Annotated in this window: 24 protein-coding genes; 14 read left to right on the forward strand and 10 right to left on the reverse strand. The window is 60.4% G+C overall.

Features of this window, described 5'->3' with window-relative positions; translation table 11 throughout:
• Positions 1 to 51 precede the first annotated feature (51 nt).
• The 4 genes from alaS to aroB form a co-directional block, all read right to left on the reverse strand.
• Positions 52 to 2,691: an alanine--tRNA ligase gene (gene alaS / locus DTJ15_RS02380; protein ID WP_043560713.1), complete on the reverse strand. Its 2,640-nt coding sequence runs from the start codon at positions 2,689 to 2,691 to the stop codon at positions 52 to 54.
• A 143-nt stretch (positions 2,692 to 2,834) separates the two neighbouring features.
• Positions 2,835 to 3,251 (reverse strand): GtrA family protein, encoded by a 417-nt coding sequence (locus DTJ15_RS02385; RefSeq protein WP_166651622.1) that lies wholly within the window; start codon positions 3,249 to 3,251, stop codon positions 2,835 to 2,837.
• 214 nt (positions 3,252 to 3,465) lie between these two features.
• Positions 3,466 to 4,623, reverse strand: a complete 1,158-nt coding sequence (locus DTJ15_RS02390; protein ID WP_043560711.1) for an OmpA family protein — start codon at positions 4,621 to 4,623, stop codon at positions 3,466 to 3,468.
• Between the two features lie 211 nt (positions 4,624 to 4,834).
• Positions 4,835 to 6,511 (reverse strand): 3-dehydroquinate synthase, encoded by a 1,677-nt coding sequence (gene aroB / locus DTJ15_RS02395; protein ID WP_249109317.1) that lies wholly within the window; start codon positions 6,509 to 6,511, stop codon positions 4,835 to 4,837.
• A 151-nt stretch (positions 6,512 to 6,662) separates the two neighbouring features.
• Between aroB and DTJ15_RS02400 the strand changes: the two genes are divergently transcribed.
• The 3 genes from DTJ15_RS02400 to DTJ15_RS02410 all read left to right on the forward strand — a co-directional run bounded on the left by DTJ15_RS02400 (position 6,663) and on the right by DTJ15_RS02410 (position 8,885).
• Positions 6,663 to 6,869: a hypothetical protein gene (locus DTJ15_RS02400; RefSeq protein WP_249109318.1), complete on the forward strand. Its 207-nt coding sequence runs from the start codon at positions 6,663 to 6,665 to the stop codon at positions 6,867 to 6,869.
• 12 nt (positions 6,870 to 6,881) lie between these two features.
• Entirely contained in the window at positions 6,882 to 7,835 is a 954-nt protein-coding gene (locus DTJ15_RS02405) for a tyrosine recombinase (RefSeq protein ID WP_081562999.1), read from the forward strand.
• Positions 7,836 to 7,916: 81 nt separating this feature from the next.
• On the forward strand, positions 7,917 to 8,885 hold the full coding sequence (locus DTJ15_RS02410; protein ID WP_043560709.1) for an acetyl-CoA carboxylase carboxyltransferase subunit alpha: 969 nt from the start codon (positions 7,917 to 7,919) through the stop codon (positions 8,883 to 8,885).
• Positions 8,886 to 8,946: 61 nt separating this feature from the next.
• Here DTJ15_RS02410 and DTJ15_RS02415 read toward each other — a convergent pair whose 3' ends face one another.
• The gene (locus tag DTJ15_RS02415; protein ID WP_081563000.1) at positions 8,947 to 9,708 is read right to left on the reverse strand and encodes a molybdopterin-binding protein; all 762 of its coding nucleotides are present in this window, start codon (positions 9,706 to 9,708) and stop codon (positions 8,947 to 8,949) included.
• A gap of 138 nt (positions 9,709 to 9,846) precedes the next feature.
• Between DTJ15_RS02415 and DTJ15_RS02420 the strand changes: the two genes are divergently transcribed.
• Positions 9,847 to 10,740, forward strand: a complete 894-nt coding sequence (locus DTJ15_RS02420) for an SMP-30/gluconolactonase/LRE family protein (RefSeq protein ID WP_227431368.1) — start codon at positions 9,847 to 9,849, stop codon at positions 10,738 to 10,740.
• 63 nt (positions 10,741 to 10,803) lie between these two features.
• Here DTJ15_RS02420 and mutT read toward each other — a convergent pair whose 3' ends face one another.
• Positions 10,804 to 11,223, reverse strand: a complete 420-nt coding sequence (mutT, locus tag DTJ15_RS02425) for an 8-oxo-dGTP diphosphatase MutT (protein ID WP_043560701.1) — start codon at positions 11,221 to 11,223, stop codon at positions 10,804 to 10,806.
• Between the two features lie 218 nt (positions 11,224 to 11,441).
• On the opposite strand from mutT, the gene DTJ15_RS02430 reads away from it, so the two are divergent.
• Positions 11,442 to 13,979, forward strand: a complete 2,538-nt coding sequence (locus tag DTJ15_RS02430; protein ID WP_248630402.1) for a TonB-dependent receptor — start codon at positions 11,442 to 11,444, stop codon at positions 13,977 to 13,979.
• Between the two features lie 56 nt (positions 13,980 to 14,035).
• Here DTJ15_RS02430 and DTJ15_RS02435 read toward each other — a convergent pair whose 3' ends face one another.
• The gene (locus tag DTJ15_RS02435) at positions 14,036 to 14,911 is read right to left on the reverse strand and encodes an ATP-binding protein (protein WP_249109319.1); all 876 of its coding nucleotides are present in this window, start codon (positions 14,909 to 14,911) and stop codon (positions 14,036 to 14,038) included.
• An 85-nt stretch (positions 14,912 to 14,996) separates the two neighbouring features.
• On the opposite strand from DTJ15_RS02435, the gene yajC reads away from it, so the two are divergent.
• Positions 14,997 to 15,353, forward strand: coding sequence for a preprotein translocase subunit YajC (gene yajC, locus DTJ15_RS02440; RefSeq protein WP_043561439.1), 357 nt, complete (start codon positions 14,997 to 14,999; stop codon positions 15,351 to 15,353).
• Positions 15,354 to 15,458: 105 nt separating this feature from the next.
• Here yajC and DTJ15_RS02445 read toward each other — a convergent pair whose 3' ends face one another.
• The 3 genes from DTJ15_RS02445 to DTJ15_RS02455 all read right to left on the reverse strand — a co-directional run bounded on the left by DTJ15_RS02445 (position 15,459) and on the right by DTJ15_RS02455 (position 17,855).
• Positions 15,459 to 16,067 carry a superoxide dismutase gene (locus DTJ15_RS02445; protein WP_043560695.1) on the reverse strand — a complete coding sequence of 203 codons (609 nt, stop codon included), beginning with the start codon at positions 16,065 to 16,067 and terminating at the stop codon, positions 15,459 to 15,461.
• A gap of 166 nt (positions 16,068 to 16,233) precedes the next feature.
• Complete coding sequence (locus tag DTJ15_RS02450) at positions 16,234 to 17,109, reverse strand: NAD(P)-dependent oxidoreductase (RefSeq protein ID WP_081563003.1); 876 nt, start codon at positions 17,107 to 17,109, stop codon at positions 16,234 to 16,236.
• 140 nt (positions 17,110 to 17,249) lie between these two features.
• Complete coding sequence (locus DTJ15_RS02455; RefSeq protein ID WP_043560690.1) at positions 17,250 to 17,855, reverse strand: NYN domain-containing protein; 606 nt, start codon at positions 17,853 to 17,855, stop codon at positions 17,250 to 17,252.
• Between the two features lie 341 nt (positions 17,856 to 18,196).
• Here DTJ15_RS02455 and rpoZ point away from each other — a divergent pair, with 341 nt between their 5' ends.
• The 8 genes from rpoZ (at position 18,197) to frr (ending at position 25,507) form a co-directional block, all read left to right on the forward strand.
• Positions 18,197 to 18,562: a DNA-directed RNA polymerase subunit omega gene (rpoZ, locus tag DTJ15_RS02460; protein WP_043560688.1), complete on the forward strand. Its 366-nt coding sequence runs from the start codon at positions 18,197 to 18,199 to the stop codon at positions 18,560 to 18,562.
• A 108-nt stretch (positions 18,563 to 18,670) separates the two neighbouring features.
• Positions 18,671 to 20,992, forward strand: coding sequence for a bifunctional (p)ppGpp synthetase/guanosine-3',5'-bis(diphosphate) 3'-pyrophosphohydrolase (locus DTJ15_RS02465; RefSeq protein WP_081563004.1), 2,322 nt, complete (start codon positions 18,671 to 18,673; stop codon positions 20,990 to 20,992).
• Positions 20,993 to 20,996: 4 nt separating this feature from the next.
• Positions 20,997 to 21,401 carry a holo-ACP synthase gene (acpS, locus tag DTJ15_RS02470; RefSeq protein WP_081563005.1) on the forward strand — a complete coding sequence of 135 codons (405 nt, stop codon included), beginning with the start codon at positions 20,997 to 20,999 and terminating at the stop codon, positions 21,399 to 21,401.
• Positions 21,402 to 21,524: 123 nt separating this feature from the next.
• Positions 21,525 to 22,367 carry a signal peptidase I gene (gene lepB / locus DTJ15_RS02475; RefSeq protein ID WP_043560682.1) on the forward strand — a complete coding sequence of 281 codons (843 nt, stop codon included), beginning with the start codon at positions 21,525 to 21,527 and terminating at the stop codon, positions 22,365 to 22,367.
• Positions 22,364 to 23,116, forward strand: coding sequence for a ribonuclease III (gene rnc, locus DTJ15_RS02480; RefSeq protein ID WP_086431112.1), 753 nt, complete (start codon positions 22,364 to 22,366; stop codon positions 23,114 to 23,116). The genes lepB and rnc overlap by 4 nt, the downstream gene beginning before the upstream one ends.
• Positions 23,109 to 24,035 (forward strand): GTPase Era, encoded by a 927-nt coding sequence (gene era, locus DTJ15_RS02485; RefSeq protein ID WP_052349102.1) that lies wholly within the window; start codon positions 23,109 to 23,111, stop codon positions 24,033 to 24,035. The genes rnc and era overlap by 8 nt, the downstream gene beginning before the upstream one ends.
• A gap of 93 nt (positions 24,036 to 24,128) precedes the next feature.
• Positions 24,129 to 24,866 carry a UMP kinase gene (pyrH, locus tag DTJ15_RS02490; protein ID WP_043560680.1) on the forward strand — a complete coding sequence of 246 codons (738 nt, stop codon included), beginning with the start codon at positions 24,129 to 24,131 and terminating at the stop codon, positions 24,864 to 24,866.
• A gap of 74 nt (positions 24,867 to 24,940) precedes the next feature.
• Entirely contained in the window at positions 24,941 to 25,507 is a 567-nt protein-coding gene (gene frr, locus DTJ15_RS02495; RefSeq protein ID WP_043560677.1) for a ribosome recycling factor, read from the forward strand.
• The last annotated feature ends 2 nt before the right edge of the window (positions 25,508 to 25,509 follow it).

The raw sequence follows: 25,509 nt of genomic DNA on the forward strand, positions 1-25,509 counted from the left end.
GACGCTCTCTTCAGGGTAGTTCTTTTCGTCAGAAAAGAGGTCTCGCAGGTCTCAGCCTTCGGCCAGTGTCTTGCGCAGCATGGCGAATACGGCATCGGCAGCCGGTTCGGAGCCACCAGCCTGCGCCATGTCAGGGCGGCCACCGCCGCCTTTGCCGCCCATCAGGGCGGAGGCTTCCCGGGCCAGCTTCACGGCATCGAAGCGGTCCGTAAGGTCCTTGCTGACGGCGATGACGATGCTGCCCCGGTCATTGGCGCCGGAGATCAGGGCCACCACGCCGGAGGAGATCTGCTTCAGCAGGCCATCAGCCAGCCCCTTGAGGTCCTTGGGGCTGACATCCTCAAGGAAGCGGGCCGCCAGAGTGACGCCATTGATGGTCTCGCTGGAGGCAGACCCTTCCCCCGTGGCCAGCTTGTGCTGGAGGGAGGAAATCTGCGCATTGAGAGCCTTGCGTTCTTCCAGCAGGGCGGCAAGACGGGCCGGAGCCTCGGCAGGCGTGACCTTCAGGAGGGCAGCCATTTCGGCCAGCCGTTCCTCACTGGTGCGGATGGTCTGCTCGGCCGCAGCCCCGCAGACAGCCTCGATACGGCGGACGCCGGAGGAGACGCCACTTTCGGAGACGATGCGGAACAGGCCGATCTCACCCAGACGGGTCACATGCGTACCGCCGCAGAGTTCGATGGAATAGGCCTGACGGTTTTTCTCATCCTCATTGCCCATGAAGACGACACGGACTTCATCGCCATATTTCTCACCGAAGAGGGCCATGGCGCCGCTTTCAATGGCCTGTTCCTGCGTCATCAGGCGGGTTTCGACCGGGCTGTTCTGGCGGATGCGGGCATTCACCTCGGCCTCGATGGTTTTCAGCTCATCCTCCGTCAGAGGGCGGGGCTGGCTGATGTCGAAGCGCAGACGGTCCGGCGTGTTCAGGCTGCCCTTCTGGGTGACATGCTCACCGATATGGCGGCGCAGGGCCTCATGCAGGAGATGGGTTGCGGAGTGATGCCCCCGCACGGCGGTGCGGCGGGCGTGGTCGATCTCGGCATGAACATCCATGCCCGGCCTGAGCGTGCCTTCCACGATGCGGCCATAATGGACGATCAGGGAGCCGTTCTTCTTCTGCGTGTCAGTGATTTCGATCCGCAGGCCCGGGGCTGTCAGCGTACCATGATCGCCAACCTGTCCGCCGCTTTCTCCATAGAAGGGGGACTGGTTGAGCAGGATGGCGACTTCGTCACCGGCTTTGGCTTCGGCAAGCTCATCGCTGCCACGGAAGACGGCCTGCACCTGGGCATCGGCAGCCTCGCTCACATAGCCGAGGAACTCCGTGCTGCCGAAGCGGTCACGGGCATCGAACCAGACGGTCTCCACGGCACTGTCACCGGAGCCAACCCAGGCGGCACGGGCACGCTGGCGCTGCTCGGCCATGGCACTTTCAAAACCGGCCTCATCGACCTTGTGGCCACGCTCACGCAGCACGTCCTGCGTCAGATCCAGCGGGAAGCCGAACGTGTCATAGAGCTTGAAGGCCACGTCACCGGGCAGATGACCGTTGCTGGAGAGGCGGCCCATCTCGTCTTCCAGCAGGGCCATGCCACGGCCCAGAAGGGCGGAGAAGCGTTCTTCCTCACCCTTCATGGTTTCGGTGATGAGGGCCTTGTGCTGGTTCAGCTCAGGATAGGCATGGCCCATCTGCTGGATGAGGGCAGGCAGCAGACGGTAGAAGACCGGCTCCTTCGCTCCCATCAGGTGGAGGTGACGCATGGCACGGCGCATGATGCGGCGCAGCACATAGCCACGTCCCTCACGGGAGGGCAGAACACCATCGGAGATGAGGAAGGCGGTGGACCGCAGATGGTCGGCCACCACACGATGGCTTGTCTTGAAGCGGCCATCCGCATCCTGTTTCAGCAGGTCGGCAGAGGCCTCGATGAGGGCACGGATCGTGTCCGTGTCGTAATTGTCCTTCTTGCCCTGCATGACAGCGGCGAAACGCTCCAGCCCCATGCCGGTATCAATGGAAGGGTGGGGAAGATTGGTCCGCTTGCCTTCGCCTTCTTCAAAGAACTGCATGAAGACGAGGTTCCATATCTCGACGAACCGGTCGCCGTCTTCATCAGGGCTGCCTGGAGGGCCACCGGCCACGGACGGGCCATGATCGTAGAAGATTTCGGAGGACGGACCGCAGGGGCCGGTATCGCCCATACGCCAGAAATTGTCGGACGTGGCGATGGGGATGATCTTGTCATCCGAGAGGCCAGCGATCTTCTTCCATAGGGAAGCGGCCTCATGATCGTCCGCATAGACGGTGACGAGCAGCTTCTCGGCCGGGATGCCGAAGCCTTTGGTCAGCAGCGTCCAGGCAAATTCGATGACCTCAGCCTTGAAGTAATCTCCAAAGCTGAAATTCCCCATCATTTCAAAGAATGTGTGATGACGTGCCGTGTAACCGACGTTGTCCAGATCATTATGTTTGCCACCGGCACGGACGACCTTCTGGGCTGTTGTGGCCCGCTTGAAAGGCAGGGTCTCCTGCCCGGTAAAAACGTTCTTGAAAGGCACCATCCCCGCATTGGTGAAGAGCAGGGACGGATCATTCTGCGGAACCAGAGAGGCAGACGGAAGGATGCGGTGCCCGTGGGATTCAAAATACTGAAGGAATTGTGCGCGGATATCGTTGGTACTGATCATGAGTCTGTAGGTCCGGGTTCCGGAGAAAGAAAGGATGGTTCCTGTTTTCTAGCCGATTTTCTGGCTTTTGGAAATGGAGGTCCGATGGAGGAGATGCAGGGAAGCGTGCAGGTAAAGAAGACCACCAGCCGGGGAATGGGGCTTTATGACTGGGGGGTCTTCTTGTGAAAGACGAAGTGATGGCAGAGGGCAAAATTGATGAACATGCCGCCTGCTGTCCCGCAGAGCAGAGCAATGACGGTGTAATGCCGTGTCAGCGGCCAAAGGCTGAAGAGGGCCAGCACGATCCCACGGTTGATGATGAAACCGGGAAGATTGGCCAGTACAAAGCGCCCCCATTGATGATGCACCTTGTGGCGTTTGCGGCAACAGTCCCGGAATGTCCAGTAACGGTTCAGAATCCAGTTGTTGCTTGAGGCAATGACATAAGCAAGCAGGGCGGCAGCACGGAGCCCGACAACATGGCGGAAAAGGGAGAGGCTTGCCCAGTCCACGAGAAAGCCGACAGCTCCCACAACGCCGAAATAGAAGAAGCGCTGCATGAGAGGAAGGAACTTCATCAGGCTTCTGGGAATGAACTGTTCAAGCATTTTTCAGCTGGAAAACCATAAGGATTGTTGCAGAGGCGGAGGGGACCCTAACACAGCTTCACAGGGGAGAGGTAAATCTTTTCTTGTGAAAGGTTGCACAGGGGGAACGGGCCATAAAAAAAGGGTGCCCGAAGGCACCCTTTTCCGTGACCGTAAGGCCCGGGCTGAAAATCAGCTCTGAAGATTACTTCAGGATGATCTCAACGCGACGGTTCTGCGGCTCACGCGTGTTCTTGGCAGTTGCCACCAGCGGGTTGGCATCGCCGTAACCGTGGATGTCGATGGCCGTAGCCGGAACGCCCAGACGGATCAGCTCAGCCTTGACGCTGTTTGCACGACGGAGGGACAGACCCATGTTGTACTTCTCACCGCGCGGACCCGGATGAGCAGCGGAGTTATCGGTGTAACCGTTAACTTCGATGCGTGTCGTCTGCACGTGTGTGGAAGCCTGGGCAGCCTGGGCAACGATGTCGCGGGCGCGGCCTGTCAGGTTGGACTTATCCCAGTCAAAGAAGACGAGGTAAGTACGGGCAGCCTGAGCCGGCGGCGGAACGACAACATGCGGAGCCGGCGGCGGCGGCGGCGGAGCATTGTTGAAGGCATAACGCAGGCCGAGCATGAACTGGTGCGTGTAGCGCGTGTTGAAGCTTACGCGGTCACCCTTGCCATGGTTCTCGTTGTTGTTGTGCAGGTACTGACGGCCGCTGGTCACGCCGCTCATGGAACCCGTCTGGCCCATGAAGCGATATTGCGTGGTCAGAGCCAGGCCCGGAACGCCCGGGATGTCGTAAGCGGCACCAGCGATGAACTGAGCAGCGAAACCACCCTGGGTGTTGTTGAAGTTCGGGTCAGGACGACCGGTGCTGCGGTTGTAGACCTTGCGGTAACGCTGCCACATGTAACCAGCACCGATACCGACGAACGGTGTAACCGGAACATCGTTCAGGCCGAACATGCCGAGATCGATGTCATACAGCACGTTGGCGAACCCGCCCCAGCCTTCGCTCTTGCCGTGGGCCTTGCGGTTGCCACCAGCGGCAAAGGCGCCACCCAGACGGGTGATGTGGGTCTGGTTGTAGGTGCCCTCGATTTCGAGGCGCAGGCCGTTACCGAAGCCGTAACCAGTGGAGAGGTAGCCGTTGAAGCCGGTGCCGGAGTGGGCGTTGCCACCGATGCCACGACCGTGGGAGGTGCCAGGGTTACCCTGACGGAACTGCTGGTGCTGAACCAGGTTGTAACCGCCTGCCATGTCGACATACGGGCCGGTGATCGTGCTGGCCATGGCAAATGACGGCAGGGCCACCATTGAGGTCATGGCGAGAAGTGCATTACGAATACGCATTTACTTCCTCAGTCCTTAATTCTGTATACTTACGGCCATTACGGTTGGCGGGCGTCGGAACGATCACCGTATGGAGCCAGCGCGGCCGATAACCGAGATGTAATGGAAAGCTGGTAGGAAGTTAAGAGGTTTTCCGCCCTGCGTTTGCGATGGAAGATACACTGTGACCAATACAACACATTATCGGAATAAAGGCTGGAATGTGGCGGTATCAGGGGGCAAAACCTTCAGCCAGAAGCAGGGCCCGGACATCATCCATGGCGACATCACGGCAGGTGAAAGCCATGCCGATTCCGCGGAGCAGAACGAAGGTGATCTTCCCGTCGCGCAACTTCTTGTCCCGGCCCATGTGGTTCAGCAGGGTTTCCGTACTGAGGCCGTGGGGCAGGTCTGCTGCACCGGCGGGCATTCCCAGGGCGTGGAGATGGGTGTCAAGCCGTGCCAGGTCATCCTCGGGGGCAAGCCCCATCCTGACGGACAGTGCCAGGGCCATGTGCAGGCCGATGGAGACGGCTTCCCCATGCAGGAGGCGGCCGTCATAATGGAACTCGGCTTCAAAGGCATGGGCGAAGGTGTGGCCCAGATTGAGCAGGGCCCGACCGCCTGATCCTGCCTGCTCCCGTTCATCGTCCTGTACGACTCCGGCCTTGAAGGCACAGGCCCGGCGGACAGCTTCACCCAGCTTCCCGGGCTCTCCCTCCAGAACGGCCTGACCATTGGCTTCGCACCAGGCAAACAGTTCGGCATCAGCGATGAGGCCTGCCTTGACGATTTCTGCATAACCCGCCACGAGCTGGCGGCGGGGGAGAGTGGCCAGCGTTTCCGTATCGGCCAGCACGAGCCGGGGCTGCCAGAAGGCTCCGATGAGATTCTTTCCGGCCCGGGCATTGATTCCCGTTTTGCCTCCGACAGAACTGTCCACCTGTGCCAGCAATGTTGTGGGAATCTGGATGAAGGGAATCCCGCGCAGCGCCGTAGCCGCCACAAATCCGGCAAGGTCACCAATGACCCCCCCACCCAGGGCAATGACGGTGGTGCCACGCTCGATGCCCCGTTCGAGCATTTCTTCCATGACGGCTTCAAAACGGGCGAGAGATTTGCTGCCCTCTCCCGGAGGCACGATGATGGTGTGAAAGCGGATGCCGACCTCACGGAAACTGCGTTCCAGCGTGGCCAGGTGATGGGTGGCAACTGTCTCGTCGGTCAGGATGATGGCGTGGCCATTGGGCAGATGGGGCTTTACCCGCAGGCCCGCCTGCGCCAGCAGCTCACGGCCGATGAGAACCTCATAACTGTGGCCGGCGAGAGCAACCGGGACATGATGGGGCAGACCCGTATTGGCAAGGGTATCAGTAATGGTCCGGGTGGCCTGTTCCACGCTTTCATCTCCACAGTCGATAATGATGTCTGCCTCGGCATAGCGCGGATACCGCACGGTGGCGAGCTGACGCAGGGTGGCTGCCGGGTCGCCCTGGGCGAGGAGGGGGCGGCTTCCACGGTTGTTGAGCAGGCGTCTGAGCAGGACAGCCATGGGGACATGCAGCCAGACAGCACAGACATCTGTTGCCTCGTGGATGAGGGCACGGGTCTGCGGATGCATCCAGGCGCCACCACCGGTGGCCAGAATGCAGGGGCCGTTCTTCAGGAGGCGGCGTATGACCCGATGTTCCCCGGCACGGAAATGGGCTTCGCCATGGTGGGCGAAGATTTCCGGGATGCTCTGGCGGGAGGCTTTTTCGATCTCGGCATCGGTATCGATGAAGGGGATGCCATAATGCTGGGCCAGCATCCGTCCCAGAGTCGTTTTTCCGGCCCCCATGAGGCCGACAAGGACAATGATGCGGAATGGTGGTCTGGCTGGCTGCGGGGCGTGCAAGGAAGGGGACATGCTGTCCCTCTATCACGGGTGAGAGAGGTGGGGTAGGTCTCTCATCGCCCATGTCTCTGGGAGAGTGTGTCTCCGGTGGAAGAGAAGAGGGTTTTTAAAACGGGATGATCCTTCTATAAACGGGACGTATCCTTTGACATGGAGCCGTCTTATGAAAACCGTTGCCCGTCTGGTGCTGGTCCTGCTGGTTCTTGTGGTGTTGGTGGGGGGTGGGTACGTCCTGACGGCTCACGATACGCAGCCCCCGGCACCGGTGATGGTGCATCGTGACCTGACACCGCAGGCCGTGGCCCCTGCCACCTCTGCCCAGAAGGTGGCCCCGGGCCTGCCGGAGCTTCCACCTGTTGGAGGGCATTGAGGAGCGGCCCTCATGACGGACGGGCGGGAGGTCCGGCGCTGCCCTGCAGAATCTGCTGCCCTGATAGAGGCGTTTCTTGAGGCCATCGTGGCAGAACGGGGAGCAGCAGAGCAGACGAGAGCGGCCTATCGGGCTGATCTGGAAGATTTTGCCTGCTGGTGTGCGCCCCTGTCGTTGGCAGATGTATCCCGGGGCAGTGTACAGGCCTATTTTGCCGACCAGGGGCGCCGTGGCATTTCCGCCCGGACACAGGCCCGCCGTCTTTCCTGCTTTCGGCAGTTTGCCCGTTTCATGCTCCAGATGGGCGTGCGGGCGGACGAGCTGACCGCCGGGCAGGCATCTCCCCGCTATCAGAGTGGTCTGCCTCATCCATTGAGTGAGGATGAGGTCAGGCGACTTCTGGAAAAGGGCACCTGCGGCCATGCGGATCTGCGCCGGGACCTTCTCTCCCGTGTGGCGCTGGAGATGCTGTACACGACAGGCCTGCGCATCAGCGAGCTTCTGAGCCTGCCAGCGGGCTGTGTCCGGCAGAGAGGCGGCATGCTGCCCGTGCGGGGCAAGGGCGGGCGGGAAAGGCTCGTGCCTTTCTCCAGCGCAGCCAGGGAAGCGGCAGAGGCGCTGCTGGCCTATGATGCCGTGCTGGACAGCCCGTGGCTGTTCCCGGGGCGCAATCCCCGGAAGCCACTGACAAGGCAGGGATTCGACAAGATACTTCATGCCTGTGCGCTCAAGGCCGGGCTGGACCCCCTGCGTGTCAGCCCGCACGTGCTGCGTCATTCCTTTGCGACCCACCTGCTCAACAGGGGGGCGGACCTGCGGGCGCTTCAGGTGCTGCTGGGACATGCCGATATCACGACGACCCAGATTTACACGCAGGTCATGACGGAGCGGCTGAAAGAAGTTGTCCGCCAGCATCATCCCCTGGGGCAGGACAGGCAGAGCGGGGAGGCGGGAAAGCGGGGGTGATAGCCGGCTCCGGCAGAGTTTTCCTGCTTCGTGTCAATTTAGGGCTGTCTTGCGTCCTGTTTGCGTGCTATCGGGCAGAACATGCGCCAGTTCCTAGATTTCGAAAAATCGGTTGCCGAGCTTGAGACCAAGATCGGTGAACTTCGTCAGGTTGGTCGCCAGGAGGATGGCGCTGGTCTGGATGGTCTGAACATTGATGAGGAGACAGCCCGCCTTGCGGAGAAAGCGGACAAGCAGCTCCGCACGCTCTACAGCAAGCTGACCCCTCTCCAGAAAGTGCAGGTGGCCCGTCACGCACAGCGGCCTCATGCGCTGGATTACATCCAGTCGCTGATGACGGATTATACCCCGCTCGCCGGGGACCGTGTTTTTGGGGATGATCAGGCTCTTGTAGGGGGGCTGGCCCGTTTCCGTGGGCAGCCGGTCGTGGTCATCGGGACCGAGCGTGGTTCTGATACGGAGAGTCGTCTCCGTCACAATTTTGGCATGGCCCGACCGGAAGGGTATCGCAAGGCCCAGCGTCTGATGCGCATGGCAGAGCGTTTTGGCCTGCCGATTCTGACATTTGTGGATACGGCCGGTGCGTGGCCGGGGATTGATGCCGAGGCCCGCGGGCAGGCAGAGGCGATTGCCCGGGCGATTGATACCTGCCTTCAGGTCAAGGTTCCGCTGATCGCTACGGTGATCGGCGAGGGCGGGTCTGGTGGTGCCATTGCCATTGCCGCAGGCGATCGTGTTCTGATGCTGGAACATGCCATTTATTCTGTCATCTCTCCCGAGGCGGCCGCTTCCATTCTCTGGCGTGACCCCAAGATGGCGCCAGCCGCTGCCGAAGCGCTTCGTCTGACGGCGCAGGATCTGAAAAAACTTGGCCTGATCGACCATGTGATTGATGAGCCGGTGGGGGGCGCCCAGCGTCTTCCTGCTGAAGCCATCAATCGCGTGGGTGAGGCCATTGCTGCAGAACTGGCCTCCGTCCAGGGGCTCTCAAAGGAAGAGCTGCTGGCCCGGCGTCGGGAGCGTTATCTGGAAATGACACGGGTAGGCTGACCGTTCCGCCTGACTGATATGGAGTTTTTGGGAAAGCCGCCTTTTTAGGCGGCTTTTTTTTTCAGGCTCCTCGTGGAGGATCTCCCTCCAGGGGGGTGAAGCCCAGGCTGGCAAGAAGGGTGCGCAGGGCCGCCCCAGCCAAGGTGACAGCCTCAGCGTCATAGCCTTTTGCAACAAGGGCCACACCCCGTTTCTGTCCTTCGTCAAACGGGTAGGAGCCGATATCCAGTGTAGGGAAGTCATGCTGGATGGCCGTGAGTGCCTCGGCAAGATCGCCTTCATAGACATTGTAACTGTACCAGCTGGCACTGGTCAGTGGAGCTCCGCCCTCAAGACGTGGCATGAGCCAGCCCACCATGGCTTGAAAGATGCGGGGGACTCCGGCCATGACATGAACATTGCCCAACGAGAACCCGGGTGCTGTGGACACGCTGTTTTCTATGGGTGTGGCGCCTTTGGGCAGCCATGCCATGCGCTGTCTGGCCTTGTTGAATTCTCCCGCCGGGAAGAGGGCTTCCAGCTGGTGGAAGCTCTCTTCATGGCATGTCAGGGGGACCCCAAAGGCCTCGGCCACACATGCAGCGGTAATGTCGTCATGGGTGGGGCCGATGCCGCCGCTGGTGAAGAGAAGATCGAATCGGGCCCGGCAGTCATTGATGGTGGTTATGATGTGTTCCGGGATGTCGGGAATGACCCGGACTTCAAGAAGTCGGATGCCTCGGCCATTCAGGGCCTGGGCCAGGACACGGATGTTGGCGTCCTGCGTGCGGCCTGAAAGGATTTCATTGCCGATGACAAGAAAACATGCAGTACGGGGAGCCATGAGCCTGTAATACCTTGGTGCTGGCCGCATTGTTTTTCTGCGGGCTTGGGGCCCTCGGGCGTGGCATCCGGGGGTGTGGAAATTGAACCTTCTTCATTATATGGGAGGGTATGGCCTTTTAGAAAGGGAGAGATGCCTGTGAAGCTGGAACACCATAAGCCCGTGTGCCTGTCAGAGTTTCGAGCAGTGCTGGGGGAGGGGCCGGTCTGGATCAAGGCAGAAAATTCTTTCTATTTTGTCGATATTGTGAGTCACCGCATTCATCGGTACAGCCTGACGGATGGCTCCCTGTCAGGCTGGGATGCTCCCAATCGTACGGGTTTTCTTCTGCCTGTCAGTGACGGGACATTTCTGGCCGGTCTGCCGGATGGTCTGCATCGGTTTGATGTGAAAAAAGGCTATTTCGAGCGGGCCTGCGTCATCGAGCCGGACGATGAGGGGAACCGGCTGAATGATGGCTGTGTCGACCAGCGGGGGCGCATCTGGTTTGGTACGATGGATGACGGGGAAAGTCGGGAGAGCGGGTCTCTCTACCGGGTTGACCACAGGAACGGCCAGCTGGATATCTCACATTGGGATAGTGGTTATACCGTTTCCAACGGTCCGGCCCTGTCACCTTGTGGTCGGGTGCTTTATGCCTGCGACAGTCCCCGGCAGCGTATCTACGCCTTTGATGTCGCAGCAGATGGCCGCCTGACAGGCAAGCGCATTTTTGCCACTTTCACCAAAGGGTATCCAGATGGGGTTGTGACGGACAGCGAGGGCAATCTCTGGTGCGGGACATGGGCAGGGGGACAGATCACCCGCTTCCGCCCGGATGGCACCATGATGGACCCGATTGCCCTGCCGGTCGCCAATGTCACGAAGGTGGCGTTTGGTGGGGATGATTACAGGACCGTGTTCGTGACGACAGCCCGCAAGGGGTTGGACCCCGAGGAGCTGGCAGCCCAGCCGCAGGCTGGTGGCATTTTTGCGTTCCGGACGGACGTTCCGGGCAATCCGCAGCACAGTTTCGTGCTGGAAGGTGTCTGATCCTTCGTCTGTTGAGGGTAGACCTGCCAGGAAAGGGGCTTTCGAGGGCCCCTTTCGTCCATGTCAGCCCAGCAGGGCCTGAATACGGGGAACAAGAGGGGCATCGGCCTTGGGCATGGGGTATTCATCCAACCTTGAGGCAGGCACCCATGCCAGTGTCTGGCCTTCCCGCCCGACAGGGTCATTCTCCCACTCCCGGACAAGATAGAGCGTCATGAGCAGGTGGAAGGTAGCACAGTCTTCACTGACAAACGTGAAGGGTTCCAGGCGGTCGGGTTGAACGGTAATGCCCAGCTCTTCATGGAGCTCCCGTGCCAGGGCGGTTTCCGGGGATTCGGGTACTTCCACCTTTCCACCGGGAAATTCCCACAGTCCGGCAAAGGTTTTTCCCTCCGGCCGCTGTGCCAGCAGGACAGAGCCATCCGGCTGGATGAGGATGGCTGCCACGACAAGCAGAGTGTGGGGACGGAAAGGTGAGGTCATCAGAGGCTCCGTATCCAGAATGTCCTGTTGTATGGGATGCCAGTTGAAAATGCGCCTTTTATGTCACAGGGGAAAGAGGAAACGTTAAAAAAACGTCATAACCTTTGCGGCAGAGGCTGCTGCTCTGTAGGAAGTCCACCATAACATGAGTTGATAGCTGCCCTGACAGGGAGACAACCCTGACATGGGCTTTTTATTGTGTGCCAATATTGTTGGGAGTGCCAGACGCATTGCGCCGCCATCTTCTTCTGTCCTCTGCTGCCATTTTTCTGGGAATGGGGAGTGGAACTGCCTTTGCCCAGACCCGTTCATCAACTCCGGTGAGTTCTGCTGGTAAAACGGCAGGTGTTTCTGCCGCACAGCATGGTGGGCACACCCTGACGGGGCACCGGCATGGCAGTCGCCGGGATATGACAGGCAAGGGTGGAAACCAGGCAGCAGCGGCAGGGACTGGTGCAGGGCGTGTGAAGGCGGCCAGCCATCACAGGCCGAAATATGTGTCTGCTCATGGGGTGCAGAGCCTGTCCGTCCATGCCTCGCATGTCAGCCGGGCGGCGGAGCTGGTCGTACCGAAAAGCGTGATGAAGGAATATGTGCCCGGGACCAGCCCCTACAAGGCACTGGACCGTATGCCGGGCGTGAGCTTCACCTCCACGGACCCGTTCGGAATCGACAGTTTCGGGGCGAATCTGTACGTCCGTGGCTTCTTCATGAACCAGCTGGGCGTGACGCTGGATGGCATTCCCCTGAATGACCAGACCTATCAGTCCGTCAATGGTCTGAGCCTTGCCTCGGCCATCATTCCTGATGATATCGGCAGCATGACGATGTCGCAGGGTGGGGGTGGCGTGGACGTGCCGTCCACCAACACGCTGGGCGGGACCATCCGTTTCACCTCCAGCGATCCGTCCGACAGGCTGGGGGGCAAGGTCAGCCAGGCTTTTGGCAGTTATGGGTCTTACCGCACCTATGCCCGGTTTGATTCCGGCCGTCTGAATGACTCCGGCACGAAATTCTACACCTCCTACGCCCGTACGGATGAAGGCATGTGGGAGGGGAAGGGGGACCAGTTCCTTCAGCAGGTCAATGCCAAGCTGGTGCAGCCGCTTGGCGAGCGCAGCAGGGTTTCGGCCTTCTTCGACTGGACGGACCTTCAGCAGCAGAACTATCCGGACCTCTCACTGGGGATGATCAACAATCTGGGCTGGCGTGTCCCGCATCTCTACCCGGATTATGGCAAGGCCTATCAGTGGGCGCAGCAGTGCAATAACAGCCCGAACAATTTCATGGCCTATCCGGGGTCCAACGGGCAGGTGAATGCCTGTCAGATGCCCTATTATGACGGTGGGCAGCATGAGACCAATTTTCTGGGTGGCCTGAATCTTGATCTTGCCCTGACGGACCATCTGACATGGCATACCACGGCCTATGGTCACGCCCAGTCCGGCAATTACAGCTACACGGCTGCCGCATCCGCCGCTTCGGAGGACCCGGACCTGCAGGTCGCCACGCCGAATGGCGTGCCGCTCTATCAGGAAGTCTGGAAGAACAGCCAGCAGCGTTTCGGCATCAACAGCAGTCTGGACTATCGCTGGAGGCATCACAGGATCAACACGGGTGTCTGGTACGAGAACAACAACCAGACCGCCGGGCTTTACAATTATCTGGAGCCGGAGCTGGGGGCGGGTGCGCCCGTCAAGGCGGTCGGGCCTTACAATGTGTATGGGCCGGCCGACCGGGTCTATAATTTCAGATGGCGTACCAATGTGGTGCAGACCCACCTTCAGGACACCTACACCATCCTCAAGGGGTTGACGCTGACAGCGGGCTTCCGCTCCCTGATCTCCCAGACATCCGGTGGCGGGCATGAGAATGACGACTCATGGGCGGCTCTGGATGCCGGTGGCCTGCCCTCCGGCTCCCTTCATGCCACGGGAGCTTTCCTGCCCCATTTCAATCTGGACTGGCGTCTGAACCGGCAGAACGAGTTCTACATCGACGTCTCCAAGAACATGCGGGCCTATGAGGTCTCCGGCACGGGTGTGGCCAACTCGCTCTTCTCCGTGCCCAACCAGCAGGAGTTTCTGCGGCAGAAGGCGCAGACCAAACCGGCCCGGGCCTGGACCTACATGGGGGGGTATCGTTTCACGTCTTCCATCGTGCAGCTGGATGCGACCGTCTATCACTCCACCCTGATGCACGAGCTTCTGGCTGGGGCACGGGGAACGATGTTCAATCCGATTTCTGAAGAATTCGATTTCGGGCGCATCTCCATGACGGGGGCCAATGGCAGCGTGTCCGTCCGTCCCCTGCCGGGGCTGATCATCACCAATACGCTCAGTTACAACAAGGGCACCTATGACCGGAACGTGACCTCCAGTGCCGGGAATTATTACCCGCTGAAGGGCAAGAACATCGTCAATTACCCGGCGTGGATGTACAAGGCTTCCATCGCCTATACATGGCGTGGGCTGAATGCGCATTTTGATGCCAACTATTTTGGCAGGCGGTATTACAGCTTCATGAACGACACCTCAATCGGCAGCTACTGGCTGGCCAATACGGGGGTGACTTATACGTTCAGGAAACTGGCAGGCGTGCGGGACCTGACGGTCAGCTTCAACGTCTACAACCTGTTCAACAACAAATATATCGCCATGATGGGTGAGAACAACAACCCGCCCGTGGGGGATTACCAGTCCCTGGAGCGCGGGGCGACACGGGAATATTTCGGAACGATCAGTGCAGCCTTCTGACTGGTCCGCAGCATGAAGAACGGCCCGCTCTGGTTTCAGGCGGGCTGTTCTGCTGTTCAGCGGGCTTCTTCGGCCAGTTCGGCACTCAGGGCGGTGATGAACTGCGAGGCGACCCGGCCGGAGCGGCTGCCCCGCTGCATGGCCCATTGCAGGGCACGCCGGTGCAGCTCCTCCCTGGCGATGGGGAGCTGCCTCTCCTCCGCATAGGCATTGATGATGCTGAGATAATGGGGCTGGGAAGCACCATAGAGGCCGATCCACAGGCCGAACCGGTCGGAGAGGGACACCTTCTCCTCGATGGCCTCGCCCGGGTTGATGGCATCCCCCGCTTCATTCTCGATCATGTTCTGCGGCATGAGGTGGCGGCGGTTGGAGGTGGCATAGACCAGCACATTGTCAGGCCGTCCGGCGATGCCCCCATCCAGGACCGATTTCAGGGACTTGTAATCCGCATCCTGCGTCTCGAAGGAGAGATCGTCACAGAACAGGATGACCCGGCGGGAGGTGCGGCGCAGCAGGGCCAGAAGCTGCGGCAGGGTGGCGAGGTCATCCCGTGGAATCTCGATCAGTGCCAGCGGGGGCTGGCCGTTCCTGCGCTGTTCCTCATTGACGGCCAGAAGACAGGCCTTGACGAGCGAGGACTTGCCCATGCCTCTGGCACCCCAGAGCATCACGTTGTTGGCTGCCAGTCCGTGGGCAAAGAAGCGTGTGTTGCCCATGACCTGCCTGATCTGCCGGTCAATGCCCTTCAGCAGCTTCAGCGGGACGGCCTGCATGTGGGGGATGGGCAGCAGATGGCCGCTCCCGCCCTGCCAGATGAAGCTGTCCTGCGTGGGGTCATCCAGCATGGCAGGGTTTGCTGGTGGAGGAGCCATGCGTTCCAGACTTTCGGCAATGCGGGTCAGGAGAGGGAGAAGAGCGGTTGCTGGCATGGTCTTCCTGTGTAATGAGCTTGACGTGACGGTCTGGCACGATATGGTCCGCAATTATCTCATCAAGATGGAACCAACACCACCTATGCACAATATTCTTTTTTCCACGGCTTATGCCGCTGATGCCGGTACCAATGGCGGCGCCTTCAGTTCGGCAGCGCTTGTGCAGTATGCACCTTTCGTGCTGATCTTTGTGGTCTTCTATTTCTTCCTGATCCGCCCACAGCAGAAGCGCCAGCGTGAACTGCGGGAGGAGCAGAACAGCCTGCGTCGTGGTGACCGGATTGTCACGGCAGGTGGCATCGTGGGGACGGTACAGAACACCCGTGATGATTCGCAGGAAGTGGATGTGGAAATCGCACAGGGCGTGAAGGTGAAGGTCATCCGCAGTACGATCACGACCATCCTGCGGCGTGAGGGCAAGCCTGCCAACGAGGCGTAAGGGAACGTTCCTCAGCGGGTTTCATGCCCAGCTGGCACCATAAAGAAAAGGCCCTGCCACGATGAACCGTGGCAGGGCCTTTCTCATGTCGGGTGGGCCGGACGATCAGGCACCCTTTAGGCAGCTCTCGGCGTACTCGTAGTTGGCGAGACGGTCGAGGAAGTTGGTGACGTAGTCCGGACGACGGTTGCGGAAGTCCAGATAGTAGGAGTGCTCCCACACATCCAGCCCCAGCAGCGTACGCCCCTCATCCTCGGAGAGCGGATTGGCGGCATTGGCCGTCTTGGTGACCTTGAGCTTGCCATCGGAGCCCAGAACCAGCCATGCCCAGCCAGACCCGAACTGTGTCGTGGCAGCCTGCTTGAAAGCGGCCTTGAAGGCATCAACGGAGCCGAAATCCTCGGTCAGTTTCTTCTCCAGCGCACCGGGGATGCGGCCGCCGTTGGGGGAGAGGCAGTTCCAGAAGATGCAGTGGTTCCAGTGCTGGCCGGCATTGTTGAAGACCGGGGCCAGGGAGGAATCAGCGTGAGACAGGGCAATGATTTCTTCAAGGGCCTTGCCTGCCAGTTCCGGCTTGCTCTCGACGAAGCCGTTCAGGGCTGTGACATAGGCCTGATGGTGCTTGCCGTGGTGCAGCTCCAGTGTTTCCTGGCACATGCCGGCATCGGCCAGGGCGTTTTCGGCATAGGGGAGTTTTGGGAGTTCAAAAGCCATGTGAATCTTCCTTGACATATGAGGGGCAGGAGGCATCCCTCCTGCCAATTCATGACCCCCTCTAGCTATGGTTGCCGGGCGGCAACGTCAAGGTGTGTGGGGCGGAGTGTCTTAAAAAAAGAGTAAAACAGTCCCAATAGTGGGAAGAAGGGCCGCTGGGTACCTTTCAGCGGTTGGCAGCCTCCCGTTCCATCCGGGCAATCAGGGCGGAGTAATCGTCATCAGCATGATTCCGATTGGAGGCGGCCAGATTCTGGGAGGCTGCCGCCATGCCGTGCATCGGGACGCCACAGCGGCGGGCGGCCTCCATCAGCAGGCCCATGTCCTTGCTCATCAGGCGGGTTGGAAACTGGGAGGGGAAATGCCCTGCCTTGCCCATGCCGATCTTGCGCTTGTGATGGGGGCTGATGACGGCCAGTTCCTGAAGGGCATCGAAAAGGACGCTGCGCTCCACGCCAGCGGCCAGGCCATAGGCGATCCCTTCAGCAATGATGTTCAGCGTGCCCCCCATGATGCCGTTGACGACGAGCTTCAGCCGGGCTGCGCTCCCGGCCGGACCGGCATGGATGGTGATGCGGCCGATATGGTCCAGAATGGGGCGGGCGAGCGTTACGGTTGCTTCCGGGCCTCCCACCAGCATGATGAGGGCCCCTTTTTCGGCTTCCGGCGTGCTGCCTGACATGGGGGCGTCCAGCACGGCGACATTGCGCTCACCCAGCAGGGCTGCGAGGTGGTCGGCCTGTTCCGGTGAGACGGTGGAGGTGTCCAGCACGAGCTGCCCGCTCCGCAATCCCGCCAGGAGGCCATCCGGGCCATGCAGGGTCGTGTTTTCCGCCTCGTCATTCGGGACACAGATGATGATGGCGTCGCTCCTTTCCGCCACGAGGCGGGGAGAGGCCAGCATGGGGACATCCGCCTCAGCGCCATTGCTCCGGCCTGATGGCGTGTGAGCGACGACATCGTATCCGGCCCGGACCAGATTGCGCCCCATGAGGGACGCCATGGCACCATAACCGATGAAACCGATGGTCTTGATGGACATGGGTGGGTTCCTTCCAGGGTTTGTTGAGTCAGTCTGTATGGAGGAGATGGACCGGGGTGGGCGGGGATTAAAGAGGGATGGCGGAAGCGTGATGGAAAGCCGCCATGAAAAAACCCCGCCGGAGCGGGGTTGGAAAAGGATCATTCCTCGTCGTCGTAATCTTCTGCATCGGCCGGGTGGCGGATGGGGGGACGGGACCGGTTGTCCGCATTGCGGCGGGTGAAGTGGTGAGCAATGTCAGCCAGTTCCACGAAGTGGTCTGTCTGGCGGCGCAGGTCGTCACCAATCATCGGTGGTGTCGTCTTGACGGAGGAAATGACCGTGACCCGCACGCCACGGGACTGCACGGCCTCCACGGCACGGCGCAGGTCGGAATCCCCGCTGACGATCACGATATGGTCCAGCCGGGGGGCCTGTTCGATCAGGTCCACGGCCAGCTCGACATTCATGTTGCCCTTTACGCGGCGCTGGCCGGACTGGTTGGTGAATTCCCGTGCCGTCTTGGTGACCAGATGATAGCCGTTATAGGCCAGCCAGTCTGTCAGCGGGCGGAGGGGGGAGTAATCTTCCGTCTCCGGCATGGCCGCATAATAGAAGGCCCGCTGGAAGGAACACTGCTGTTCGAAAAGATCCCGCAGGGCGAGGAAATCGACCTCGAACCCCAGGTTGCGTGCGGCGTGGTGCAGGCTGGCCCCGTTGATGAAAAGTGATGTGCGATCGTTTTTGCGTAGGAGAAGGTTGGACATATGGCTCACATATGGTCTTGGGTTAGTCTTGGGTGCGGGGAGTGTTGATCAAGAAATGTCCTGTCAGTCTCGGGCAGGGCTGCCCTTTGATTGTTTCCCTGTTCCGTATGTATGGCGGACTCAGCACCAGATCTGATGATGGAAGGCATGTCGGGTGGAGAAAGCAGGACAGCCTCCTGCTTCCCTCTTACAGCTTTGCGTTGCGTCAATAAAGGCCTTTGTGGTAACAAAAGTCCAGATTGTGAGATAGCAATGGGATGGGCTGCCTGTTTCGGCAGGTGGGGCTGTCCCGGCCCGTTTGCAGGGGCCATTTCAGCATGTGAGTGGGGAGCGCCGGTTTTATGGCACGTGTGACCGTAGAGGACTGCATCGAGAAGGTTCCGAACCGTTTTGACCTGGTGCTGCTGGCCGCCCAGCGGGCCCGTGGTCTTTCCCGCGGGGAGGAGATGCAGGTTCCGCGGGATAATGACAAGAATACCGTTGTTGCCCTGCGTGAGATCGCCGAGGATCATGTGAGCCTCGAGGGGCTGAAGAACGGCATTGTCCGCTCCATGAGCAACCAGCCGGAAGTTGAGCCTTCCGATGAGGAAGTGATGGACCTCATCCCGACAGACCAGAACATTTTCGGTCTTCAGGATGTATCTGCGGAAGAGGAAGCTGCCAACATGGCAGCTGATGAAGCCGGCTCCGGCCGGGGGCGTCGCTAAGCCTTTCAGGAACTGAGGTGTGCGCCCTGGGGAAGGGCCCCCTTTTCTTCGCCTTCGGGCGGGGATGGGATGCAGGTTCTTCCATCAGTGAAGAATGGGGGCTGATCCATGGCTGATGAAACGCTGCTTTCCACCGATCTCCCGGCGGAGACGGTGGCTGGTGCCGGGGACGCCCTCTTGCAGGATTTCCACCCCTCCATAAGCGGCCTGCTGGAGCGGGTCCGCTGTTACGATCCCCATGCTGATCTGGCCCTGATGCAGGAGGCCTACGATCTGGCCGCCAAAGCCCATGAGGGTCAGTGCCGGGACAATGGTGATCCTTACATCACCCATCCGATTGCCGTGGCCAACATACTGGCCGGGTTCCGTATGGACCCCGTGTCCATCATGGTGGGTTTCCTGCATGATACCGTGGAGGATACGGGCATCTCTCTGGAGATGCTGGCAGGGCGTTTTGGCAAGGATGTAGCGGCCATCGTTGATGGCGTGACCAAGCTGACACGGCTGGAGCTTCAGTCCGACAGGACCAAGCAGGCGGAGAATTTCCGCAAGCTGGTGCTCGCCATGTCGCGGGACATCCGTGTGCTCATTGTCAAGCTGGCGGACCGGCTGCACAACATGCGGACGCTGCATTATGTCCAGCGGACAGACCGGCGGCAGCGTATCGCCAGGGAAACACTGGACATCTACGCCCCTCTGGCCGAACGCATCGGCATGGACCGGGTGAAGACGGAACTCCAGGATATTGCCTTTGTCAATCTGGAGCCGGAGGCTGATGCCACCATCCGGGCCCGGCTGAATTACCTGCGTGGGCAGGGTGCGGACATGATCGAGCAGATACGCTGCGAGCTGGCCACACTCTGCAAGGAAGCCGGGGTGGAGGGGGCGACCGTCATCGGGCGGGAAAAATCCCCCTATTCCATCTGGGAAAAGATGAAGCGGCGGAATGTTGCTTTCGAGCAGCTTTCCGACATCATGGCGTTCCGCATTCTCGTGCCCACGAGAGAGGCCTGCTATGCGGCGCTGGGGGCGGTGCACGGGGCCTACCCCATGATTGCCGGACGCTTCAAGGACTACATCTCCACCCCCAAGACGAACGGCTACCAGTCCCTGCATACAGGGGTGACGCTCTATCGGCCGCACAGCCAGAAGATCGAGGTGCAGATACGCACACCGGAGATGCACGATCTGGCAGAGAATGGCGTGGCCTCCCACTGGAGCTACAAGGATGGCAGCAGCCCCAGCGAGCATGAGACGGCCGTTCTTTCGGAAACATTCGGGGCCTATACCCGCAAGCTGCGTTGGGTGCAGGACCTGCTGGACATTCTGGAGGACAGTCAGGGGCCGGACGAGTTTCTGGAGAATACCAAGCTCGAACTCTATCAGGATCAGGTCTTCTGCTTCACCCCCAAGGGACAGCTCATTTCCCTGCCTCGTGGGGCTACGCCGGTGGATTTTGCCTATGCCGTACACAGTCAGGTCGGGGACCGGTGTGTGGGGGCCAAGGTCAATGGGCGTCTTGTCCCGCTGAAGCATGTTCTGGAGAATGGCGACCAGATCGACATCATGACGGCACGGGGGGGCACGCCGTCCCCGTCATGGGAGCGGTTTGTCGTCACGGGCAAGGCCCGTGCCCGTGTGCGGCGCTTCGTGGCCCTTCAGCAGCGGCAGAACAACGTTGAGAATGGCCGTGGTGCTGTTGCCCGTGCGTTCCGCCAGAAAGGTGTTGATGGGTCGGAGAAAGTGCTGGAGGGCCTTCTTGGCACGCTGAAGCAGAACAGCCTTGATGAGCTGTATGGCAGCGTCGGGGCCGGGCAGCTGGACCCGAGGGATGTTGTAGGGGCGGCCTATCCGGAGCTGTCCCGTCAGGGGCAGGTGCCCCGTATCGTGCCCGGCCTGTCCCCCCGGCTGGAGGGAAGGCTGGACCAGAAGCCCCTGCCGCCAAGACGGCCTTCCAGTTATGAGGGCACGTTGGTCAATGGTGTCGGGCGGGGTATTGAACTGCACTTTGCGGGTTGCTGCCGTCCTTTGCCGGGGGACCGCATCGTGGGCATCATTGCCCAGGGCAAGGGAGTGACCGTACATCGGCGCAAATGCCACAATCTCAGCATGTTTTCGGACATGCCCGAGCGCTTTCTTGAAATCTCATGGAGTGAGGAGGCCCTTGGGCGGACAGGGCGGGATGCCCCCCGTTACACGGCCCGCCTTTCCGTCGTGGCGGGAAATGACCCGGCTGTTCTGGCAGCGCTGACCAACCTGGCCACACGGCACGAGGCCAGCGTGATCAATCTGCGGATCGTGAACCGCCAGCTGGATTTCATGGAAATTCTGGTGGACCTCGAGGTGCGGAGCAAGGGGCATCTGGCAACGGTTCTGGCAGGGTTCCGGGCCGAGAAGGGTGTTCTTCAGGCCGAACGGACAAAGGGATGACCTCATGATTCTGGGGATCGGGGTTGATCTCTGCTCCATCGGGCGGATCGAACGGGCCCTGGCCCGCCATGGGGATGCGTTTCTGGAGCGTGTGTTCACGCTGGAGGAGCGTCAGTATGTGCAGGCATTGCGGGGGGCGGCCCGGGCAGGGGCCTGTGCCAAACGCTGGGCAGCGAAGGAGGCCTGCGCCAAGGCTTTGGGAACAGGCTTTGCCCAGGGGGTGCAGCTTCAGGATATTTCCGTGGGGCGGAATGATCTGGGGGCTCCTGTGCTCAGCCTTTCGGGCGCAGCGGCGACCCTTCTGGACCAGCGCCTGCCAGCAGGGCATCGGGCCGAATTGCTGTTGAGCCTGAGTGATGAGCCGCCCATGGCCATGGCACAGGTGCTGATACAGGCTGTTGCCCTTTAGTCTTGGCGGCTTGAAATATCGTCAGGATGGAATTAACGCATGACCCGGCGGGTCAGGCAGGCTATGGCAGAAACGGGCAGGGCAGTCTGCCTGCTTCTTGCCAGAACAGGATGAACAGGGACCATGAACGAAGACAGACAGGAAGAACAGACAGAAAAGCCGGAAAGCCTTCTGGCCTCCATAAGACAGATTCTTCTATGGCTCATTCTGGTGGTTGCCGTACGTTCACTGCTGGTCGAACCGTTCAATATTCCGTCTGCCTCCATGATCCCGACCCTTCAGGTCGGGGATTTTGTGGCGGTCTCCAAGATGAGCTACGGTTATTCCCGGTATTCTTTTCCGTTCTCGCCGCCGTTCATTTCGGGACGTGTGTTCGCTTCCATGCCGCACCGTGGGGATGTGGCGGTGTTCCGGTTCACCAAGGATACGTCAGTCGATTACATCAAGCGGATTGTCGGCCTGCCCGGGGATCGCATCCGCATGGAACAGGGGCATCTCTTCATCAATGGTCAGGAAGTGCCGCGGGAGGACCGGGGGCATTACAGCGTGATGGATGAGCGGGGCTATGTGCTGTCTGGGACCCGTTATCGGGAAATGCTGCCCCGGGAGGATGGCAAGACGGTACCGCATGATATCCTGAAGATGCGGGATGATGACCTTGCCAACAATACGCCTGAATATACCGTGCCAGAGGGCTGTCTGTTTGCCATGGGGGATGACCGGGATGACAGTTCGGACAGCCGCTTTCAGGGAGGGCATGAGAGCGGTGCCTGTGCTGTCCCTGCCGGGCGTGATTATCTGACGGATAGCGGCGGTCATGATCTGGGGTTCGTGCCTGTGATCAATCTGGTCGGACGGGCAAAGATGGTGCTGTTCTCCGTTGATATGCGGCATCCGGCCTGGCAGTTCTGGTATTGGCCGACAGAGATACGCTGGGGCCGTTTCCTGCGTGGTATTGACGAATGATGACACGTGATGAGGCTGTCCGCCATGTCGAGGCGAAGCTGGAACACCGTTTTGCTGACCCCGCACTTCTGCATGAGGCTTTGACCCACCGGTCCGCCGTGCCACGGCGGCAGGGACGGAACCGGGGGCGGCAGAAGGGGCATGCTCCGGGGAAAACGCCACGGGGGCAGGGGTCCAACGAGCGTCTGGAGTTCGTGGGGGACAGGGTGCTTGGCCTGCTGATGGCGGAATGGCTCTTTGAGCGCTATCCGGAGGAGCAGGAAGGCGCTCTGGGGGCCCGCCACGCCCATCTGGTCTCCCGTCCTGTTCTGGCCCGGATTGCGGAAGGGATTGAGCTTTCCGAGGCGATACAGATTGCCCAGCATGAGGAAAGTGCCGGCATACGTGTTCTGGCCAGCGTTCTGGCCGATGCGATGGAAGCCCTGCTGGGCGCACTCTATCTGGATGCCGGGCTGGACCCGGCCCGGCATGTGGTCCGTCGCCTCTGGGACAGGGACATCGAGAAGAGTGGACAGCCCCACAAGGAGCCGAAAACGCTGCTTCAGGAGTTTCTGCTGGGGCGTGGCGAGGCCTTGCCGCATTATGAACTGACCGCCGCTGATGGGCCGTCCCATGCACCGATCTTCCGTGTGGAGGTCCGGGCACTGGGGCAGGTGGGTGTTGGCCGTGCAGGCAGCAAGCGGCTGGCTGAAAGTGCGGCGGCGACAGATTTGCTGAAGAAGATGGGGCAGGAGACAGAACGTGCCTGAGGATACAGAAAAGACCGCCACGGGCGGAGAGACACGCTGCGGTTTTGTTGCTCTTGTCGGGGCTCCCAATGCAGGAAAATCCACCCTGCTGAACCGCATGGCTGGGGCCAAGCTGTCCATCGTCAGCCCCAAGGCGCAGACGACACGGTTCCGTACGCTTGGCATTGTGATGCGGGATGCGGCGCAGATCGTGTTTGTGGACCTGCCGGGCATCTTCAAGCCCCGCCGACGGCTGGACCAGGCGATGGTCAATGCTGCCTGGAGCGGGTCGCAGGATGCTGACCTCAACCTGCTGCTGGTGGATAGCCGCATCGGTCTGACAGACGAGATCAGGGAGATCATCGCTCGACTGAAAGAGGGGAAGCGGCCTGTCTGGCTGGTGCTGAACAAGACAGACCTCATCCAGCGGGATCAGCTTCTGCCCCTGACGAAGGCCATCACGGACCTCCTGCCGGTGGAAGAGGTCTATATGGTCAGTGCCCGGTCCGGTGATGGGGTTGAGGGCCTGCTGGACGGGTTGGCCAGGGCCATGCCCGTTGGGCCTTACCATTACCCTGAAGATGATCTGACAGATCTGCCAGACCGTCTGCTGGCAGCGGAAATCGTGCGGGAGCAGGTCTTCCTCCAGACCCATGAGGAGATTCCCTACCATGCCACGGTGGAGACGGAATCCTTCAAGACACGCAAGGACGGATCCATCCGCATCGACGTGACGATCTACGTGTCACGGGCAGGGCACAAGGCCATCCTCATCGGGGAGCGGGGGCAGCGCATCCGGGAGATCGGGATGCGGGCCCGGAAACAGCTGGAAGGCCTTCTGGATGCTCCCTGCCATCTTTTCCTCAATGTGAAGGAGAGGGCTGCGTGGGACAAGGAAACAGCCCGCCTGCGGGCCCTCGGTCTTGCAGATTATGGCTGAAGCGCACGAGTTTCGCTTGTTCATGCAGGGGTAGCTCTGTATGAGGGAGCAGACAGATTTCAGGACATCATCAACCAGAGAGCCGGTACGATCATGAGCACCGCCCCCCAAGAGCCGAACTTCCCTTATAAACGGGTCCTTCTCAAAGTGTCTGGCGAGGCGCTGATGGGCAAGGGAACTGCCGGTGTTGACCCGGAGATGGTGGACATGGTGGCTGCGGACATCGCCGGTGTGGCCGCTCTGGGCGGGCAGGTCTGTCTCGTCGTGGGGGGAGGCAACATCTTCCGTGGACTGGCCGCTGCCGCCAAGGGAATGGACCGGGTGCAGGGGGACTATGCCGGGATGCTGGCAACGGTCATCAATGCCCTGATGCTCCAGAATGCGCTGGAGAAGCGTCATGTGGAGACCCGGGTGATGACGGCCATCCACATGGCCTCCATTGCCGAGCCTTATATCCGCCGCCGGGCCGTCCGTCATATGGAGAAGGGCCGTGTGGTCATCTTCGCAGCCGGTACGGGCAATCCGTTCTTCACAACTGATACGGCTGCTGCCCTGCGGGCGAACGAGATGGAGTGCGATGCCCTCTTCAAAGGAACGCAGGTTGATGGTGTCTATTCCGATGATCCTCGCCTGAATCCCGATGCCGAGCGTTATGAACAGCTGACCTACATGGATGCCCTGGCCCGCAATCTGAAGGTCATGGATGCAGCAGCTGTCAGTCTCGCCCGGGAGAATGCTCTGCCGATCATCGTGTTCAACATGCATGCGCCGGGGGCTTTTGCGGCAGCCATGAAAGGTGAAGGGCGCTTCACCCGGATTGTTGAGGGTTGAGAGCGAGCGACCAGATTACCATGTCAGTCCGCACCGGCTGACGAACGGAACGATTACTGAGGAAGTGATTTGCCATGAGCACAGAACTGAACGACCTGCTTGATGACCTCAAACGTCGCATGGAAGGGGCGCTGGAGAGCCTGCGCCGTGATCTCTCTGGCCTGCGCTCCGGCCGTGCCAGCCCGAACCTTCTGGAGCCGGTACGTGTGGAGGCTTATGGCTCCGTGGTGCCCCTCTCCCAGGTTGGTTCCGTTGCCGTGCCGGAAGCCCGGATGCTGACGGTCTCTGTCTGGGATGCCAGTGTTGTTTCCTCTGTTGAGAAAGCCATCCGTGACAGTGGGCTGGGGCTGAACCCTGCTGCTGAAGGGCAGACCATCCGTGTGCCCATCCCGCAGTTGACAGAGGAACGACGCAACGAGATGGCCAAGGCCGCTGCCCGTTACGCCGAAGGTGGCCGTGTGGCCGTGCGTGGTGTCCGCCGGGATGGCATGGACAAGGCCAAGGCCCTGGAAAAGAATGGCGATATCAGTCAGGACGACATGAAGGTCTGGACGGCTGCCATCCAGAAGCTGACAGATGAGCATATCGGCCGTGTGGACAGCCTGCTGGCTGACAAGGAGCGGGACATCAAACAGGTCTGATC

This window comes from Parasaccharibacter sp. TMW 2.1891, assembly GCF_023337675.1.
In the GTDB taxonomy this organism is placed as follows: domain Bacteria; phylum Pseudomonadota; class Alphaproteobacteria; order Acetobacterales; family Acetobacteraceae; genus Bombella; species Bombella apis.

Excerpts from the sequence above, each read along its gene's own strand:
- DTJ15_RS02390 (WP_043560711.1), bottom strand. The coding sequence starts at position 4,623 with ATGCGTATTCGTAATGCACTTCTCGCCATGACCTCAATGGTGGCCCTG.
- rnc (WP_086431112.1), top strand. The coding sequence starts at position 22,364 with ATGATGACACGTGATGAGGCTGTCCGCCATGTCGAGGCGAAGCTGGAA.
- DTJ15_RS02450 (WP_081563003.1), bottom strand. The coding sequence starts at position 17,109 with ATGTCCATCAAGACCATCGGTTTCATCGGTTATGGTGCCATGGCGTCC.
- DTJ15_RS02410 (WP_043560709.1), top strand. The coding sequence starts at position 7,917 with ATGCGCCAGTTCCTAGATTTCGAAAAATCGGTTGCCGAGCTTGAGACC.
- mutT (WP_043560701.1), bottom strand. The coding sequence starts at position 11,223 with ATGACCTCACCTTTCCGTCCCCACACTCTGCTTGTCGTGGCAGCCATC.
- DTJ15_RS02415 (WP_081563000.1), bottom strand. The coding sequence starts at position 9,708 with ATGGCTCCCCGTACTGCATGTTTTCTTGTCATCGGCAATGAAATCCTT.
- lepB (WP_043560682.1), top strand. The coding sequence starts at position 21,525 with ATGAACGAAGACAGACAGGAAGAACAGACAGAAAAGCCGGAAAGCCTT.
- acpS (WP_081563005.1), top strand. The coding sequence starts at position 20,997 with ATGATTCTGGGGATCGGGGTTGATCTCTGCTCCATCGGGCGGATCGAA.
- frr (WP_043560677.1), top strand. The coding sequence starts at position 24,941 with ATGAGCACAGAACTGAACGACCTGCTTGATGACCTCAAACGTCGCATG.
- alaS (WP_043560713.1), bottom strand. The coding sequence starts at position 2,691 with ATGATCAGTACCAACGATATCCGCGCACAATTCCTTCAGTATTTTGAA.
- DTJ15_RS02435 (WP_249109319.1), bottom strand. The coding sequence starts at position 14,911 with ATGCCAGCAACCGCTCTTCTCCCTCTCCTGACCCGCATTGCCGAAAGT.
- aroB (WP_249109317.1), bottom strand. The coding sequence starts at position 6,511 with ATGTCCCCTTCCTTGCACGCCCCGCAGCCAGCCAGACCACCATTCCGC.
- DTJ15_RS02455 (WP_043560690.1), bottom strand. The coding sequence starts at position 17,855 with ATGTCCAACCTTCTCCTACGCAAAAACGATCGCACATCACTTTTCATC.
- DTJ15_RS02465 (WP_081563004.1), top strand. The coding sequence starts at position 18,671 with ATGGCTGATGAAACGCTGCTTTCCACCGATCTCCCGGCGGAGACGGTG.
- DTJ15_RS02445 (WP_043560695.1), bottom strand. The coding sequence starts at position 16,067 with ATGGCTTTTGAACTCCCAAAACTCCCCTATGCCGAAAACGCCCTGGCC.
- rpoZ (WP_043560688.1), top strand. The coding sequence starts at position 18,197 with ATGGCACGTGTGACCGTAGAGGACTGCATCGAGAAGGTTCCGAACCGT.
- DTJ15_RS02400 (WP_249109318.1), top strand. The coding sequence starts at position 6,663 with ATGAAAACCGTTGCCCGTCTGGTGCTGGTCCTGCTGGTTCTTGTGGTG.
- yajC (WP_043561439.1), top strand. The coding sequence starts at position 14,997 with ATGCACAATATTCTTTTTTCCACGGCTTATGCCGCTGATGCCGGTACC.
- DTJ15_RS02385 (WP_166651622.1), bottom strand. The coding sequence starts at position 3,251 with ATGAAGTTCCTTCCTCTCATGCAGCGCTTCTTCTATTTCGGCGTTGTG.
- DTJ15_RS02405 (WP_081562999.1), top strand. The coding sequence starts at position 6,882 with ATGACGGACGGGCGGGAGGTCCGGCGCTGCCCTGCAGAATCTGCTGCC.
- pyrH (WP_043560680.1), top strand. The coding sequence starts at position 24,129 with ATGAGCACCGCCCCCCAAGAGCCGAACTTCCCTTATAAACGGGTCCTT.